Annotated in this window: 17 protein-coding genes; 6 read left to right on the top strand and 11 right to left on the bottom strand. The window is 36.8% G+C overall.

Going from position 1 to position 17031, the window contains the following annotated elements; all coding sequences use genetic code 11:
- Positions 1-33: 33 nt before the first annotated feature.
- Complete coding sequence (locus MHB74_RS01945; protein ID WP_061679423.1) at positions 34-1116, top strand: polysaccharide deacetylase family protein; 1083 nt, start codon at positions 34-36, stop codon at positions 1114-1116.
- 116 nt (positions 1117-1232) lie between these two features.
- Complete coding sequence (locus tag MHB74_RS01940; protein ID WP_061679424.1) at positions 1233-2462, top strand: aminopeptidase; 1230 nt, start codon at positions 1233-1235, stop codon at positions 2460-2462.
- A gap of 40 nt (positions 2463-2502) precedes the next feature.
- Here the strand turns inward: MHB74_RS01940 and MHB74_RS01935 are convergent, their stop codons facing one another.
- The 10 genes from MHB74_RS01935 to MHB74_RS01890 all read right to left on the bottom strand — a co-directional run bounded on the left by MHB74_RS01935 (position 2503) and on the right by MHB74_RS01890 (position 13164).
- Positions 2503-2826, bottom strand: coding sequence for a DMT family transporter (locus tag MHB74_RS01935; protein ID WP_000263262.1), 324 nt, complete (start codon positions 2824-2826; stop codon positions 2503-2505).
- 47 nt (positions 2827-2873) lie between these two features.
- Positions 2874-4325 carry an NADP-dependent succinate-semialdehyde dehydrogenase gene (gabD, locus tag MHB74_RS01930; protein WP_061679425.1) on the bottom strand — a complete coding sequence of 484 codons (1452 nt, stop codon included), beginning with the start codon at positions 4323-4325 and terminating at the stop codon, positions 2874-2876.
- The gene (locus MHB74_RS01925; protein ID WP_061679426.1) at positions 4318-5685 is read right to left on the bottom strand and encodes a sigma-54 interaction domain-containing protein; all 1368 of its coding nucleotides are present in this window, start codon (positions 5683-5685) and stop codon (positions 4318-4320) included. Before MHB74_RS01925 ends, gabD begins: the two co-directional genes overlap by 8 nt.
- A 115-nt stretch (positions 5686-5800) precedes the next feature.
- The gene (gene gabT / locus MHB74_RS01920; protein WP_061679427.1) at positions 5801-7165 is read right to left on the bottom strand and encodes a 4-aminobutyrate--2-oxoglutarate transaminase; all 1365 of its coding nucleotides are present in this window, start codon (positions 7163-7165) and stop codon (positions 5801-5803) included.
- A 154-nt stretch (positions 7166-7319) separates the two neighbouring features.
- Positions 7320-8066 (bottom strand): HAD family hydrolase, encoded by a 747-nt coding sequence (locus tag MHB74_RS01915; RefSeq protein ID WP_061679428.1) that lies wholly within the window; start codon positions 8064-8066, stop codon positions 7320-7322.
- A 137-nt stretch (positions 8067-8203) separates the two neighbouring features.
- Positions 8204-9109: a diacylglycerol kinase gene (locus tag MHB74_RS01910; protein ID WP_061679429.1), complete on the bottom strand. Its 906-nt coding sequence runs from the start codon at positions 9107-9109 to the stop codon at positions 8204-8206.
- A gap of 471 nt (positions 9110-9580) precedes the next feature.
- Positions 9581-11008 (bottom strand): Asp-tRNA(Asn)/Glu-tRNA(Gln) amidotransferase subunit GatB, encoded by a 1428-nt coding sequence (gatB, locus tag MHB74_RS01905; RefSeq protein WP_046958896.1) that lies wholly within the window; start codon positions 11006-11008, stop codon positions 9581-9583.
- 14 nt (positions 11009-11022) lie between these two features.
- Positions 11023-12480, bottom strand: a complete 1458-nt coding sequence (gene gatA, locus MHB74_RS01900) for an Asp-tRNA(Asn)/Glu-tRNA(Gln) amidotransferase subunit GatA (RefSeq protein ID WP_000051449.1) — start codon at positions 12478-12480, stop codon at positions 11023-11025.
- 15 nt (positions 12481-12495) lie between these two features.
- Positions 12496-12786, bottom strand: coding sequence for an Asp-tRNA(Asn)/Glu-tRNA(Gln) amidotransferase subunit GatC (gene gatC, locus MHB74_RS01895; protein ID WP_000086999.1), 291 nt, complete (start codon positions 12784-12786; stop codon positions 12496-12498).
- A 141-nt stretch (positions 12787-12927) separates the two neighbouring features.
- A complete protein-coding gene (locus MHB74_RS01890; RefSeq protein WP_001254393.1) occupies positions 12928-13164 on the bottom strand; it encodes a YiaA/YiaB family inner membrane protein in 237 nt (78 codons plus the stop codon).
- 382 nt (positions 13165-13546) lie between these two features.
- Here MHB74_RS01890 and MHB74_RS01885 point away from each other — a divergent pair, with 382 nt between their 5' ends.
- The 4 genes from MHB74_RS01885 to MHB74_RS01870 all read left to right on the top strand — a co-directional run bounded on the left by MHB74_RS01885 (position 13547) and on the right by MHB74_RS01870 (position 15998).
- Positions 13547-14029 (top strand): MarR family winged helix-turn-helix transcriptional regulator, encoded by a 483-nt coding sequence (locus MHB74_RS01885; protein WP_000942464.1) that lies wholly within the window; start codon positions 13547-13549, stop codon positions 14027-14029.
- A gap of 75 nt (positions 14030-14104) precedes the next feature.
- Complete coding sequence (locus MHB74_RS01880) at positions 14105-15286, top strand: ArsA family ATPase (protein WP_081110359.1); 1182 nt, start codon at positions 14105-14107, stop codon at positions 15284-15286.
- A complete protein-coding gene (locus MHB74_RS01875; protein WP_061679431.1) occupies positions 15279-15470 on the top strand; it encodes a DUF3926 domain-containing protein in 192 nt (63 codons plus the stop codon). The genes MHB74_RS01880 and MHB74_RS01875 overlap by 8 nt, the downstream gene beginning before the upstream one ends.
- Positions 15471-15527: 57 nt before the next feature.
- The gene (locus MHB74_RS01870) at positions 15528-15998 is read left to right on the top strand and encodes an HXXEE domain-containing protein (protein ID WP_081110360.1); all 471 of its coding nucleotides are present in this window, start codon (positions 15528-15530) and stop codon (positions 15996-15998) included.
- Between the two features lie 167 nt (positions 15999-16165).
- Here the strand turns inward: MHB74_RS01870 and MHB74_RS01865 are convergent, their stop codons facing one another.
- A complete protein-coding gene (locus MHB74_RS01865) occupies positions 16166-17020 on the bottom strand; it encodes a MetQ/NlpA family ABC transporter substrate-binding protein (protein WP_061679432.1) in 855 nt (284 codons plus the stop codon).
- Positions 17021-17031 lie beyond the last annotated feature (11 nt).

Below are 17031 nucleotides of genomic sequence, written 5' to 3'. Positions count from 1 at the left end.
CATGCAACATAATACACAATAGAAGGTGATTTTATGAAAAAATACGCAGCAATCGCTTTATGTACATCTGCCATTTTAGCTGGCTGTAACAGTAGCAACGTAAGTCCTGAACCTAAAAAAGAGAAAAAGGTTCAAGAGACTAAGAAACAAGAAGTGACCGTACAAGAACAAGGTAAAATTTCTTATACTCCAATTACACATGAATCTACAAACACTACTATTCATATGACAGATATAAAGGATACTTTAACTGAGGTACAATATAAAATTTGGCGCACAGCTGACGGAAAAGAACACACTAAATCTTTTTCTTCTAAAGAAAAGGATAAACAGTTTACAATGCCTTTTGACATCAAAGAATTTGAAGGAAAACGCGGTGAGTTTCAAATTGAAGCAATAGGAATGAAAGAAGATGGGAAAACCATTCCGCTCACAAAATCTGCTATTACTTTCGAGCAAAAGGTTCCCGTTCTTATGTACCATGCAATCGATGATTATCACGGACAAGGCATTAAAGATTTATTCGTATCCCCCGCTAACTTCGAAGCCCAAATGAAATATTTAAAAGACAATGATTATACATTACTAACTTTTGAACGCTGGGGCGATATAAATAAAGTGAATAAACCTATCTTTGTTACATTTGATGACGGTATGAAAAATAATATGAATGCATTTCATATTTTGCAAAAGCTAAAAAACGATACGTTTAAACCAACAGCAACAGAATATATGATTGTTGATAACGTTGATGTAGAAGGATCACTGTCTACATCTGACATCAAAGAAATGGTTGATTCCGGCATTTTCTCCATGCAATCTCATACTGCAACGCATGCAGACTTACCGAAGATTACAAACTATGAAGAAGAATTAAAGGGCTCGAAAGAAAAGCTAGAAAAAATAACAGGTAAGCCCGTTATCGCAGTTGCTTATCCATTCGGTCATGTAGATGATAAAGTCGTTGCAGAAACGAAGAAATATTATCAATTTGCGACGACAACAAAACCCGGAAAGTTCATCACAAAAGGTGAACCCGATGAGTTGTTAAAAATGAAACGCGTTCGCATACACAATTCGACGACTGTAGAACAATTTGCTTCTTCGATTAAATAACGATGAAAGCTCAATATATTTTGAGCTCTCTTTTTATGCTATATTTATATATATTTTTTGAATTTTCTTGTATTATATATAGTAAGAAATCTTTCAAATTAAAGGAGATTATACATATGTCATTTGAACAAACGTTAGAGAAATATGCTGCTCTTGCAGTCAATGTTGGTGTTAATATTCAACCGGGACAAACATTATCAATTAGTGCACCTCTTGAAGCTGTACAATTTGTACGCCTTGTTACAGAAAAAGCATATAAATCTGGTGCAAAACACGTATATGTGGATTGGAATGATGAGACGTTAACACGCTTAAAGTTCGATCTAGCTCCTGAAGAAGCATTCGCTGAGTTCCCATCTTGGAAAGCACGCGCTCGTGAAGAATTAGCAAAAGAAGGCGCTGCATTTATGTCTATTTATGCAGAAAACCCAGATTTATTAAAAGGTGTAGAAGCAACGCGTATCGCAACAGCTCATAAAGTAGCTGGTGAAGCAATGAAAGTATACCGTGATTACGTACAAGCTGATAAAGTAAGCTGGTGTGTCATTTCTGTTCCTACGAAAGAATGGGCTGCGAAAGTATTCCCTGACGTTGCACCAGAAGAACAGGAAGCAAAACTATGGGATGCTATTTTCAAAGCTACTCGTGCTGATTTAGAAAATCCTGTGGAAGCATGGAAAGAACACGATGAAACGTTACATACAAAAGTTGATTACTTAAACGAAAAGCATTATAAAGCTCTTCACTATACAGGTCCTGGAACAGATTTAACAATCGAACTTCCAGAAAAGCATGTATGGGCTGGTGCTGGTAGCTTAAATGAAAAGAACGTACCATTTATGGCGAACATTCCAACTGAAGAAGTATTTACAATGCCACTTAAAACAGGTGTAAACGGTCAAGTATCTAGCACAAAACCGTTAGCATTTGCAGGTAACATTATCGATAATTTCACGTTAACATTTGAAAACGGACGTATCGTAGACTATAAAGCTGAAACTGGTGAAGAAGCTTTAAAACATTTAGTAGAAACAGATGAAGGTTCTCACTTCTTAGGAGAAGTGGCTTTAGTACCTCATGACTCACCAATTTCAAACACAAATATTTTATTCTACAATACGCTATTTGATGAAAACGCATCTTGCCACCTTGCAATCGGAAGTGCTTATGCTTTCAACTTAGTTGGCGGAAAAACAATGTCTAAAGAAGAACTTGCTGAAAACGGAGCAAATACTAGTATTACACATAACGACTTCATGATCGGATCAGCCGAGCTTGATATCGATGGTATTACAGATGATGGAAGACATGAACCAATCTTCCGTAAAGGTAACTGGGCATTTTAATACAAATAAAAGGCTATCTTCCACATCGGAAGATAGCCTTTTATGATGCCGATGAAACCTTAAGTCCAATTACTCCTAAAACGATAAAGAGAATACAAAATGCTTGGAATAAGCTAATGTGCTCTTTAAAGAAATACACGCTAATGATTGTAATAAGTAATGTTCCTACGCCAGACCAAATGGCATAAGCGATACTTAAATGAATTTTTTTGACAACGATAGCAAATACGCTGAAACAAATTCCATAAAATACGAAAATCAGTACACTTGGAACGAGCTTTGTTAAACCATTCGATAATTTCATCGCAATTGTTCCAGCTACTTCAAAAATAATTGTTACGAGTAATAATAGCCAATATACCATACTAGAATCTCCTTCTCTGTTACCTTATAGAGATTCTAGTATACTACTTATAGTCCTAATGAAATATATTTAATTTCTAAATATTCTTCGATACCGAAATGGCCTCCTTCGCGGCCAATACCACTCTCTTTAAAGCCACCGAACGGTGCTTGTGCAACTGATGGAAGACCATCATTTAATCCGATAATGCCGTACTCTAATGCTTCACTAATTTGGAATGCTTGACTAATATCTTTTGTAAAAATATATGCAGCTAAACCATATGGTGTATTATTTGCACGTTCGATTACTTCTTCAACCGTTTTAAATTTCGCAACTGGTGCCACTGGTCCGAATGTTTCTTCATTCATACAAAGCATCGTATCATTCGCCAATCCAATTACAGTTGGTTGCATAAAGTGTCCATCTAGCTCTGCAACCTTTTGACCACCAAATAAAACTGTTCCACCCTGTTGGATAGCATCTTCGATATGTTCCTGTACTTTCGAAACTGCATTCTCGTCAATAAGTGGTCCTACAGTCGTTCCGTCACCGAAACCATCTCCTACTTTCAACTGCCCTACTGCCTTTTGAAACTTCTCTGCAAATACTTCATACACTTCTTCCTGAACAAATACTCGGTTTGTACATATACACGTTTGTCCTGCGTTACGGAATTTCGAACCGATTACCGCCTCTACCGCTTTATCTAAGTCCGCATCGTTCATAACAATAAACGGCGCGTGACCACCTAATTCAAGGGAAACCTTTTTCATCGTTTGTGCAGCACTAGCCATTAATTCTTTCCCAATTTCCGTTGATCCTGTAAAGGAAACCTTTCGAACACGTCCATCTTCCATCCACGTATCAGCAATTGCTTTCGCACTGCCTGTTACAATATTTATTACGCCTTTTGGAATGTCCGCTTCATGAGCTAATTCAGCTAATTTCAACGCAGTTAACGGCGTTTGACTTGCAGGCTTTACAACTGCTGTACATCCTGCTGCAAGCGCCGGGGCTACCTTTCTCGTAATCATAGCAGCAGGGAAATTCCAAGGTGTAATAGCTGCCATAACTCCAACTGGTTGCTTCATAACTAAAATACGCTTATTCGGATGAGAAGCAGGAATCATTTCACCGTATACGCGTTTTCCTTCTTCTGCATACCATTCAACAAAGCTATTTGCATAATTCACTTCACCAAGTGCTTCTGCAAACGGCTTTCCTTGTTCTCTCGTCATGATTGCTGCAATCTCTTCTTTATTTTCATCAATAAGTGTGAACCATTTTTTCAACTTCACTGCACGGTCTGCTGCTGTTAACTTAGACCATGATTTAAAAGCTTCATGGGCCGCATCAACAGCTTGCTTTGCCTCTGTTACTCCGCCCCTTGGTACCGTCGCAAATATTTCCTTCGTTGCTGGATTATTTACTTCGATTTGTTCTTGCAATGTAATCCACTCACCATTTATATACATCGCCTTTTTCTCCACATTTACAAACGTCGCTTTTTTATCCAATGTTTTCTTCCTCCTCTATAAGTTTCTTTATTTTCCTAGTGGCAGCAGATTGACTTATTTTTAAAAACTCCGCTACTTTATAACTCGATCCATATGTTTTATATGCTTTCAAAATAATATTCCGTTCTACTTCTTCTAACATTTTATAGAGACTTTGACCGGACTGTTCAACCGTTGATTCTTGCATCGCTATTGGCAAATCTTCTATCGTAACGATATCGTCAGCAGTTATAACAATTCGCTCAATCACATTTTCAATTTCTCTATTATTTCCTTCCCAAGGGTAACCAACAAACATTTGCAATGTGCTAGGTGCTAATTTTACATTCCGGCCATATTTCTCATTAAAGTGCTGTAAATAATGATAAATGAGTGGCAAAATGTCTTCGGTTCTTTCCCGGAGTGGTGGAATTAAAATTGGAATGACATTCAGACGATAATATAAATCTTTCCGGAATGTTCCCTGTTTCACCATCATACTTAAATCTCGATTTGTTGCCGCTACAATTCTAACGTCCACCTTTTTTAATTCCCTTCCGCCTATAGGGCGAAACGTTTTTTCTTGCAACACTTGCAAAAGCTTCGCTTGAATTTCAAGCGGCATTTCGCCAATTTCATCTAAGAAAAGAGTTCCTTTATGCGCGGATTCTAATAGTCCCTTTTTCCCTTCACGATTCGCACCCGTAAACGATCCACCTGAGTATCCAAAAAGCTCTGATTCAATTAAATTCGTTGGCAATGCCGCACAGTTAATTTCATAGAAACTTTCATTCTTCCGGTTACTCACTTCATGTAAATGACGTACTAATCGACTCTTCCCTACTCCTGTCTCACCTAAAACGAGAACTGTACTATCTACAACAGATACTTTCTTAATTGTCTCGACTATTTTTTGCATAGCGATACTTTTAAAAATAAGTCCTTCATGCTCATACGTTTCTCTTAATTCTTTTTTATATGTTTTTAACTGATTATCCATTTCCTCTACCTTTTGACGTAATTGGTAGAGTTCTGTAAGATCACGAGAGTAACTAATTACTCTTCTTAAATTCCCCTCATCGTCAAAAACAGGCCTTGTACGAACATGTAAATACTCTCCTGATTTTGTCGTTTGAACGAGTTCAATCGGTCTCTTTTTTTCAATTACTTCTAACGTTGCCGATGGATAAAAGATACCATCCTTCTGCAATTCTTTTACATGCTTACCTACTAACTCTTTGGCAGCTAATTGATAGTGCCTTTCACATGTACTATTTACACGCACAACGATTCCCTTTTCGTCAGTTACAAAAATTTCGTCAAACGCATATTCAAATACATCTTGTAAATCCATTAACATTCGTTCCTTTTCTGCAACCATCCTAGCCACCCCTAACTTCCAATCCATCGATTCACTTCACTATCTTTATTATAAAGTGAATTTTCTGCATTTTATATAGAGTCAGCCAGAATGTTTGCGATTTATTATTTAGCTCTTAAACATGCGCAGTATTTGCTTTCTCATAACAGACTTGCAATGATTCTTCAATGATTGTTAATCCTTCTTCAAGTTGCTCATCTGTAATAACTAATGGCATTAACACACGAATAACATTACCGTATGTCCCTGCTGATAGTAGAAGTAATCCACGTTTGTTTGCTTCTGCACACAAGTTAGCTGTTAACGTTTTATCAGGTGCTTTCGTCTTACGACCTTGAACTAGCTCGAATGCACACATTGCCCCTAAACCACGCACATCACCAATGCAATTATATTTATTTTTCATCTCTTCGAATCGGTTCATTACGATTTTTCCTAATTCTATCGCTCTATCATTTAAATTCTCTTTCTCTATTACATCAAGTACTGCCAATGCTGCTGCACATCCTAGCGGGCTTCCTGCGTACGTTCCACCAAGCTCTCCCGGTGCAGACTCATTCATAATTTCCTTGCGCCCAATAACACCACTAATCGGTACACCAGCGCCTAATGATTTAGATACCGTAATTAAATCTGGAACGACATCATAATGATCAATGGCAAAATATTTTCCTGTACGACTAAATCCTGTTTGAATTTCATCCGCTACAAATAGGATGCCGTGTTCTGAACAAATATTGCGCACTTCTTGCACAAACTTCTTACTTGGAACGATAAATCCGCCTTCCCCTTGAACAGGTTCCATTACAACGGCTGCAATTGTTTCTGGTGCTACTTCTGATATGAAGAAATTCTTAAACTCTTCAATCATAAAGTCATCATACTGCTCTTCCGTTAATCCTTCTGGGCGGCGATATTCGTACGGGAATGGCGCTTTATAGACTTCAGGCGCAAATGGGCCAAATCCAAATTTATATGGTTTTACTTTACTTGTCATCGTCATTGTCATTAATGTACGCCCATGGAATCCTTTAGAAAACGCGATAATACCAGGTCTTTTTGTATATTTACGAGCGATTTTCACAGCGTTCTCAACTGCTTCTGCACCACTATTTAAAAATAGTACTTGCTTATCAAAACTTCCCGGTGCTAATGCTGCAAGTTTTTCTGCTAATTCAATATATGGCTCATACATCATGACATTAAATCCAGTATGAATGTATTGATCTACTTGTTTATGGAGCGCCTCTTTAACAGCTGGATGACAATGCCCTACGTTTATTGTTCCGATTGCTCCCGCGAAATCAATGTACTGATTGCCATCAACATCTGTTACAAGAGCACCACTTGCAGATTGTACAAACGTTGGGATGCCGTTACTTACTCCTTTTGGTACTATATTTTGGCGGCGTTCTAATAAAGACGCTGCTTTCGGTCCAGGAATTTGTTCATTTACTTTAGCAAATTTTTTTGTGTTCATTACGTACCCCATCCTTTTCTTTACATTGTTTTCTTTTTACATTGCAAAATGTATGCCAACATTCTTTTCCAGCATTCATCCTATATGCCTTCTATTTCAGCATAAAAAATAAGTCTATAAAGACTCATTAAGAGTCCCTATAGACTTATTTTTCTTACACATTAGACTTTCCTTGTTCCCAAATAAACTCACCTGAATGAGAAATAAAATCCTCAACAGATTGTACTACTAAATCCGCAAGTGGTTCTAAAGTTTGACGATCCCCTGTACCAGATAGTACTCCAATTGCATAGCAATCGCCGCCATTTTTCGCTAAATGTAAATCAGTTGGAGTATCTCCAACGACTGCTACTTCACACGCCTCTAAATGAAACATTTCACAAAACGATTCTACAATTCTTTTATCTGGCTTTTGTGCCGGAAACGTATCTGAAGCTACAACATAATCAAAATAAGACTCTAATTGATACTGTTTTAAAAATAATTCTGTCGGTGCGAAATCATCAGCTGTAACAACGCCTAAAATAAATCCTCTATCCTTTAAGCTTTGTAAAATTCTTGGTAAATCTGCCGTCATTCTCATATAGGAACGGTGCTCGTACATAAGGGAAAATAATTTTTCACTTACCCACTCATGCATCTCTTCTTCCTTAGATGACGTAATATACTTACAAAGCCCTTTTGCAACATCAAGGCTTGTTCCTGCCGCTATTGCGCTATGAGGGTTCACAAATGCCCCATCCACACCGATTTCTTTTAATAAAGTAGGCTGCATTGACTTTGGAAGTTGATATAAATTTATACATTCTGCCACCAGTTCTTCAGCTACTTTTATCCAAATTGAGTGAAAATCCATTAACGTACCGTCTTTATCAAATAGTATTGCTTTTACCTTCTCCATAGCATCCTACCTCTCGTTTCTTATCTCCTCCAGTGTATCAATAAAGTATGGATATAACATAAACGAATTGTAAAAATACCATAAAAATCAAACTAACTTCCAATTTACAATTCCTCTATATAATAAAAAGGATGCCTTTACAGGGCATCCTCTTGATGTTCAGGAACAAATAGTTCAAGACAATGGTATATATTTTCGAATTCCATCGGTGCATCTCCACCGTATTCACCATCTAAGTTAATCATTAATTTATCCGGTGAATGTACTTTAATTCGATTTGCTTGTGTGTATAGCACTTTTGGATTGTTAATATGTTCACCACGCTGCGCTTGTGTTGCAGCTTTAATTAAGTCAGCGATAGAACCTTTTTTCAGTACTAATAAATCAAATAATCCATCGTTAATTGATGCATATGGTGCTACCTTTTCAAAGCCGCCCACTGAACGAGTATTCGTAATTAAAAACATCGTAATTTCTTCTTGTAGCATCTTTCCATCATACTCAATTTCAACATATGTTGGATGTAATGATGGTAACATTTCAATTCCTTTTAAATAATAAGCAAGTTGGCCTAATACTGTCTTTAGTTTACTCGGTACTTCATATGTTAATTCTGTAATACGGCCGCCACCAGCGATATTAATGAAATATGTATCATTCGCTCTACCAAGATCTAACGGAACTGTTTTTCCTTCACAAATAATATCCGCAGCCTCTTCAATCGCACGAGGTACACCGATTGCACGCGCAAAATCATTTGTCGTTCCAACTGGAATAATTCCAAACTTCGGACGATGTTCATGTCCTACTAAACCGTTCACCACTTCATTTAATGTACCATCACCACCAGCTGCGATAACAACATCAAACTTACGATCCGCAGCTTGCCTCGCTGCCACAGTCGCATCGCCAGGACCAGTTGTCGCATGACAAGACGCTTCATATCCAGCTTGTTCTAATTTTTGTAATACTTCCGGTAAGCTCTTCTTAAATAGCTCGCGCCCAGAAGTAGGATTATAAATAATTCTTGCTCGCTTCATCATTTATTAGCACAGGAAATTTCTTTATGTATCGAAAAAGAACATACCGAACTTCTATTCAGTATTCCCATGCCTACCTCCTCTCATCTTCCTATCCTTCTTTTATCCCGCTCAAACAGGCAGTAAGAACCCGATTCGTGTAGTCCATCAAAAGTAAATATTCATTTCAATGGTTTTGTTTTATTTGACAAAAAATTTATGTCCATCTATTTCCTCACAACAATTTACATATAACGAATAATAATTATCTATTATTTCATGAGATGAAAAAAAACCTCTATGTCTAGATTTATCATTATTCCCACCTTTTTGCAACTATCATACCATAGTTGCTATACAAACATTTTTCCACTTTTGACAGTTAATCAAACGTTTGTTTAAATGATCTTCTCTCATTTAAACAAACGTTTGATTAACCTAGAAAAACACCCATGTACGGGTGTTTTTCTGCTTAATCTTTAAAAGTTATTACTATTATCGCTTATTAATCTCTTCAAGTAAGATTTTGTTAACAAGCGGTGGATTTGCTTGTCCTTTTGTAGCCTTCATAATTTGACCAACTAAGAAGCCAATTGCACGGTCTTTACCGTTTTTAAAGTCTTCGATAGATTGTTCATTGTTATCAAGAATTTCTGTTACAACTTTACGAAGTGTACCCTCGTCAGAAATTTGAACAAGACCTTTCGCTTTAACGATTTCTTCTGGGTCTCCACCTTTTTCAATTAATTCGTTAAATACTTTCTTCGCGATTTTAGAAGAAATTGTACCTTTTTCAATTAATTGAACCATTTTAGATAAACCAGCAGGCGTTAATGCAACGTCTTTTAATTCTTTTTGTTGCTTGTTTAAGTATGCAAGTACTTCACCCATTAACCAGTTTGATGTTAATTTCGCATCAGCACCGTCTGCAACAGTTGCTTCAAAGAAATCAGACATCTCTTTCGTTAATGTTAATACGTGTGCATCATAAGCCGGTAAGCCAATTTCTGCAACGTAGCGAGCTTTACGTGCATCTGGAAGTTCTGGAATCGAAGCACGAATTTCTTCTTTCCACTCATCATCGATGTAAAGTTCAACTAAGTCTGGCTCTGGGAAGTAACGGTAATCGTCAGATCCCTCTTTCACACGCATTAAGATTGTTTTCTTCGTTGCTTCATCATAACGACGTGTTTCTTGTTGGATGATACCACCAGATAACAATTCTTTCTCTTGGCGCACTTGCTCGTGCTCAAGACCTTTTTGTACGTAAGTAAATGAGTTTAAGTTTTTCAGTTCCGCTTTTGTACCGAACTTCTCTTGTCCAACAGGACGAAGGGAAATGTTCGCATCACAACGCAAGGAACCTTCTTCCATCTTACAATCAGATACGCCAGTGTATTGAATGATTGATTTTAACTTCTCTAAGTATGCATATGCTTCTTCTGGCGTACGCATATCTGGCTCAGATACGATCTCGATTAAAGGCATACCTTGACGGTTGTAGTCTACTAATGAACCATCAGCTGTATGCGTTGATTTACCAGCATCTTCTTCTAAATGAAGACGTGTAATACCGATACGTTTCTTTTTACCGTCTACTTCGATTTCAATCCAACCATTTTCACCGATTGGCTTATCGAATTGAGAAATTTGGTAAGCTTTCGGATTATCTGGGTAGAAATAGTTTTTACGGTCAAACTTCGTTTCCGTTGCGATTTCACAGTTTAATGCCATTGCAGCTTTCATTGCAAAGTTAACTGCTTCTTTATTTAAAGTAGGAAGTACCCCTGGGTATCCTAAGTCAATTACACTTGTTTGTGTATTTGGCTCCGCTCCGAATTCTGTTGGACTCGCAGAGAAAATTTTCGAATTTGTTTTTAACTCAACGTGAACCTCTAAACCAATAATTGTTTCTAAATTCATCTATGCTCGCCTCCTTACAGACTTGCTTTTTTTGTATGATAGTCTGTTGCTTGCTCAAACGCATGTGCAACGCGGTAAATTGTCGCTTCATCGAAGTGTTTACCAATGATTTGTAGACCAAGTGGCATGTTGTTAGCACCAAATCCACATGGAACAGAAATCGCTGGAACACCCGCTAAGTTTACTGGGATTGTTAAAATGTCGTTTGCATACATTGTCATTGGATCATCAACTTTTTCGCCCACTTTAAATGCCGGAGTTGGCGTTGTTGGTCCAATAATAACATCGTAGTTAGCAAATACATTTTCAAAGTCGTTTTTAATTAATGTACGTACTTGTTGTGCCTTTTTGTAATATGCATCATAGTAACCAGAGCTAAGTGCAAATGTACCAAGCATAATACGACGTTTTACTTCATCACCGAAACCTTCGCTACGTGTGTTTTTGTAAAGGTCTAATAAATTATTTACATTATCAGAACGAACACCGTAACGTACGCCATCAAAGCGTGAAAGGTTAGCAGATGCTTCAGAAGAAGATAATAAGTAATACGTTGCTAGAGCGTATTTAGAGTGTGGAAGAGATACTTCCTCCCAAGTTGCGCCCATACCTTCTAATACTTTTAAAGCAGCTAGTACTGACTCACGAGCTTCTTCGCCAACACCTTCTCCTAAGTATTCTTTCGGTACAGCAATACGTAAACCTTTAACGTCGCCTGTTAAACCAGCTAAGTAGTTTCCTACTTCAACGTTTGCAGAAGTTGCATCCATACGGTCAATACCTGAAATAGCTTGTAATAAGTATGCATTATCTTCTACTGTACGTGTAATCGGTCCGATTTGGTCAAGTGAAGATGCGAATGCAACTAATCCGTAACGAGATACACGTCCATAAGTTGGTTTTAGACCTACAACGCCGCAATATGCAGCTGGCTGACGGATAGAACCACCCGTATCAGAACCTAGAGAGAATAATACTTCTCCTGCTGCTACAGCTGCCGCAGAACCACCACTAGATCCGCCTGGAACGTAATCTAAGTTCCATGGATTTTTCGTAGCGTAGAAACCTGAGTTTTCATTTGAAGAACCCATTGCAAACTCGTCCATATTTAATTTACCGATTGTAACTGTGTCAGCAGCTTTTAGCTTTTGCACAACTGTTGCATCATAAATTGGATCAAAGTTTGCTAACATTTTGCTCGCACAAGTAGTACGAAGACCGTTAGTTACAATGTTATCTTTCACACCAATTGGCATACCGAATAATAAACCATTATCTTCAGCACCAATTTTCGCGTCTAATTCTTTCGCTTTCGCGCGTGCGTTTTCTTCATCTAATGTAAGAAAAGCTTTTACGTTATCTTCAACATCCGCAATACGTTTGTAAGATTCTTCTACTAAATCCGTAACGGAAATTTCTTTGTTGTTTAACTTCTTATGTAACTCTGATACGGAATGATCAAATAATGACATCGAAATTCCCCTCCTCTATTCTAATACTGCTGGAACACGGATTTGATTATCTTTGTGATCCGGTGCATTTTTTAATACTTCTTCGACTGGTAAACCTTTTTCTGGTACATCTTCACGCATAACATTTTTCATAGTTAATACATGAGTTGTTGGTTTTACATCAGTTGTATCTAATTCATTTAACTGTTCTGCAAATGTAACAATTGCATCTAGTTGTTTTTGAAATTTTTCAGCTTCTTGATCAGTAATTGCAAGACGTGCTAAATGTGCTACGTGCTTTACATTCTCAACGGAAATTCTTGACACGGCTAGGCCACCTCCATAATATATCGTTCAATCTACAATACTATTGATGATACCAAATTTTCAGTACTTCAAGCAAGTCAACACACGGCACTTACTGCATTTTTACATAAAAAAAGAAAGGCGAATGCCTTTCTTTACGATTTACTCTTTATCTAACGGTTTATTTTTCGGAAATCTCTCGTTATCTTCTTCATTATCACGAATTGTTTTTTGTAATACAAAACAAGACATCGTTAAAAATAATGTTCCAATTAAATAATATCCTTTTACACTAAGCGTTTCATCTAACGTATAAATTCCAATTAGCATACCTGAAAGCGCGCAAACAAATGAAGTCCATGCTAAAAACGTGAACGCTTGCGTATTACGTCTTCTCATCGTTCTCCCCCTCGTTAGCTGTACATCCATTATAGATAAGTATATTTACCATGATGGATTTTTATCCCACTTTAATGGGCAGTAAGACCCCCACCACAAAATTCAGCGAAAGCAAAGAAGTTAGGTGGGGGATCAACTGCCCATAAAAGTCCGATTGGTTCAACTAATAATCAGTGGGGATGAAGAAAACCCCCACTGATTAAAGTTTCACTTTATGTAAATTCTAGTTTTATATTTATAAATCTATCATAAAATAATACTATTTTAAAGTTAGTTTTCTGTCTAATCTGAAAAAACAGTTAAAAACATTGACATTTATTTCAATTCTACATAAAATAAAAACAAATATTACGAACCTCGAAATATACGGGAGTGGAATTAATTGTTGCAATACGAACATTTTTTAGACTTACTGCTAGATAACGCCAAGAAACTTTTCTATCCTGAGGAATGGGTAAGCCTAGATTTAACACTTTCTAAGACAGAAGTATTTTGTTTACTTTGGATGGAACGAAATACAGATATTACAATGACAAAAATCGCTGACCTTCTCGATATACCGATGAGTACAACGACAGGTGTTGTAAATCGCCTCGTAAAAAAGGGATATATTGAAAGGTACCGTGATGAAAACGACCGACGCATTGTATTAATTCGTTTAACAGAAGACGGTGTAATGCTCGTTCAAGAAGTAAAACAAAATGCAGCCCATTACTTTAACCTAGTGACAGAAGCATTATCAGAAGAAGAAAAAGCATTCTTACTACAAATCTTCCAAAAGATTATGAACCACATTGCTACGTCACAGCAAAAAACAGAAGAAAAGGTTTCTACACCTAAAATGAAAAACATTCCGATTGAATAAAACCCTACTAGGGTTTTTATTCAAAAAAATATTTCGTAACTCGTAATATCCGACACTCGAAATAAAGGGGATAGAATAATGAGAATTATTTTGTATACAGGTAAAGGCGGCGTAGGAAAAACTAGCATTTCAGCAGCAACAGCACTTCAAAGCGCAAAACAAGGATTAAAAACATTAGTAATGAGCACAGACCCAGCCCATAGTTTAGGAGATTCATTTGGTATAAAGTTATCTTCTGAGCCACTAGAAATTCGTGAAAATTTGTGGGCACAAGAAATTAATACGATTTATGAGATGGAAAAAGGCTGGGGAAAATTACAGAAATATATTACACTACTCTTCACTTCCAAAGCAGCTGACGATATTACAACAGAAGAGTTAACGATGTTTCCTGGTATGGAAGATTTAATTAGCTTACTCCGCGTACTCGATTATTATAAACGAAACACATATGATGTTATTATCATTGATTGTGCTCCAACAGGAGAAACATTAGCAATGCTCAGCTTTCCAGACATGCTTGGCTGGTGGATGGAAAAACTCTTTCCTATTAAAAGAAAAGTTTTAAAAGTTGTTCGCCCTGTAGCTCAACCACTTCTTGGTGTCCCCCTTCCAACCGATGATATTATGGACGAATTAACAAATACACTTGAACAGCTTGGAGAAATGAGAGATATTTTATCAAACCGAGACGTAACAAGTATCCGCATCGTTGTAAATCCCGAAAAAATGGTCATTAAAGAGGCTCAGCGTAGCTTTACGTATTTAAATTTATACGATTATAACGTAGATGCGATTATGATTAACCGCGTCATCCCTAACACTGTCACCGATCCTTATTTTCAAGCATGGAAAGATACGCAAAAGAAATATAAAACATTAATTCAAAATAGTTTCGATCCACTTCCTATTTACGAAGCTCCTATGTTTGAACAAGAAGTTGTTGGTTTGTCTATGTTAGAGCGTGTAGGAGATGCTTTATTTAAATCAGATTCTTCTCCTACGAAAGTGAAATTTAACGGTCGCACTCAATATGTAAAAAAAGATGGCGATGAGTATATTTTCGTTCTGTCCATTCCCTTCTCTAACAAAAGTGAACTTGCATTAAATCAAAAAGGTGACGAGCTTATCATTCGTGCTGGTTCTGTTAAACGAAACATCACATTACCCAAAACGTTAACACACCTTTCTATTCAAGGAGCAAAATTCGAAGATGATGTACTAAACATTCGATTTGGAGGTGTAGTGCATGCGTGAGGAATTACTAAGAAAGGTAATTCATGCAAAAATAAAAGTCGGTATGAATATATTAGAAGAGTTACCTGCACCAATCCAGCAATCAGCTAAGCAAATGCTAAACATTTTACAAGAGGAGCTAGCTGCTTATCCGAAAGAACGAGAGGATCACGAAGATAATTTAAAAAGTATCATAATTGAATGAACATCTCTGGATAGAGGGCCTTTCTAGGCTTTCTATCCCATATTGGAGTGATATAAGTTGTTGAAAAAACATTCCACTATTATGCTTTGGATTATTCCCTTGTTATTTTTCATTCATAACCTTGAAGAATCTTTCCAAATGCCTCAATATCTTGCTAATCAATTTTCCATTCATTTTATAACAAGCCAACAATTTTTCATTGCCGTTTCCGCATTAACAATCTTTGTCTTACTTATCGTATTTCTATATCAACTAAACTTTTTGTCTTCTATATACTGGATTATTTTTATACAAGGGGCGATATTCTTCAACTCTATTCAACATATTATTTTGTTCTTCATTTATCATTCCTATAATCCTGGCGTAATATCAGCAGTTTTCATTATGATCTTTTCTATTTTCTTTTTTTCATTCGAAAAACACCTCATTCATAAAAAACAATTCATAATTACACTCATTTGCAGCTTATTTTCTTATCCTTTTATAATTTGGATTACTTTATTATTCGCTAGCTACTTTCATTCATAAAAAAAGACCAGGAAAACTCCTGGTCCATCACTCTACTTAACAAACATTGGATTCTACGTTATACAAAATTGGAAGGTACAGAATTAGGGTTTTGTTTGTTAAGTAGATTATATGTTGAACGAGCTAACAGCGGAGGGGTTCCTACTGTTAATCGTTAAACCCGATAATTATTTTACGATTTTTTCAAGCTCCTCAAGTGAAAGATCTACTGAAATGGAACCATCATTTGTTTCTTTCTTAATTGCATCTGTTACTTCTTTTGAATGATAGAGTTCAATTACTTTTTTCAGTGTTGGATCATCTTTATCTTTCGTACGAGCTGCAAAAATATTAATATATGGCTTCGCATTTTCATTCTTTGGATCTTCTAAGAAGATTGGATCCTTCGCTGGATCTAATCCAGCTTGACCAGCAACACCGTTATTAATAACTGAAGCTGCAACATCTTTTAATACACGAGGTGTTTGCTGTGCGATAACCGGTGTAATTTTTAACTTCTTCGGATTTTCAGCAATTCCGCTTGGATCTCCGAATAAGCCAAAGTCTTTCTTAAGCTTTACTAATCCAGCTGCATCAAGAAGTTTTAATGCACGCGCTTGGTTCGTTGGATCATTTGGAATCGCAATTTCTGAGCCATCTGGGATTTCGCTTGCTTTCTTATATTTTTCAGAGTATAAGCCCATTGGCGCAATTTGCGTTGTACCAACAGCTGTAATATCTAGCTTATGCTCCTTCTTAAATTGCTCTAAGAAAGCAATATGCTGGAATGAGTTTAGTTCAATATCTCCATCAGCTAACGCTTTATTTGGCGTTGTGTAATCAGAAAACTCAACCAGTTTAATTTTAATTCCTTCTTTTTCAGCTTTTTTCTTTAAAATTTCCCAAGCGTCTCCATCTGTTCCGGTTACACCTACGCGAACTGTTTTCTCTTTCGCTCCTGCCCCCGTGTCCCCACTTGTGCAGCCGCTTAATGCTGAAATTCCTACAATTGCTGATAATGCAAATGCTAAAATTTTCTTCATTTTCTTTTCCC

This window comes from Bacillus sp. FSL K6-0069, assembly GCF_038007785.1.
Taxonomy (GTDB): domain Bacteria; phylum Bacillota; class Bacilli; order Bacillales; family Bacillaceae_G; genus Bacillus_A; species Bacillus_A mobilis.
The sequence above is the reverse complement of the archived record's forward strand: the minus strand, read 5'-3'. Positions and strand labels throughout refer to the sequence as shown.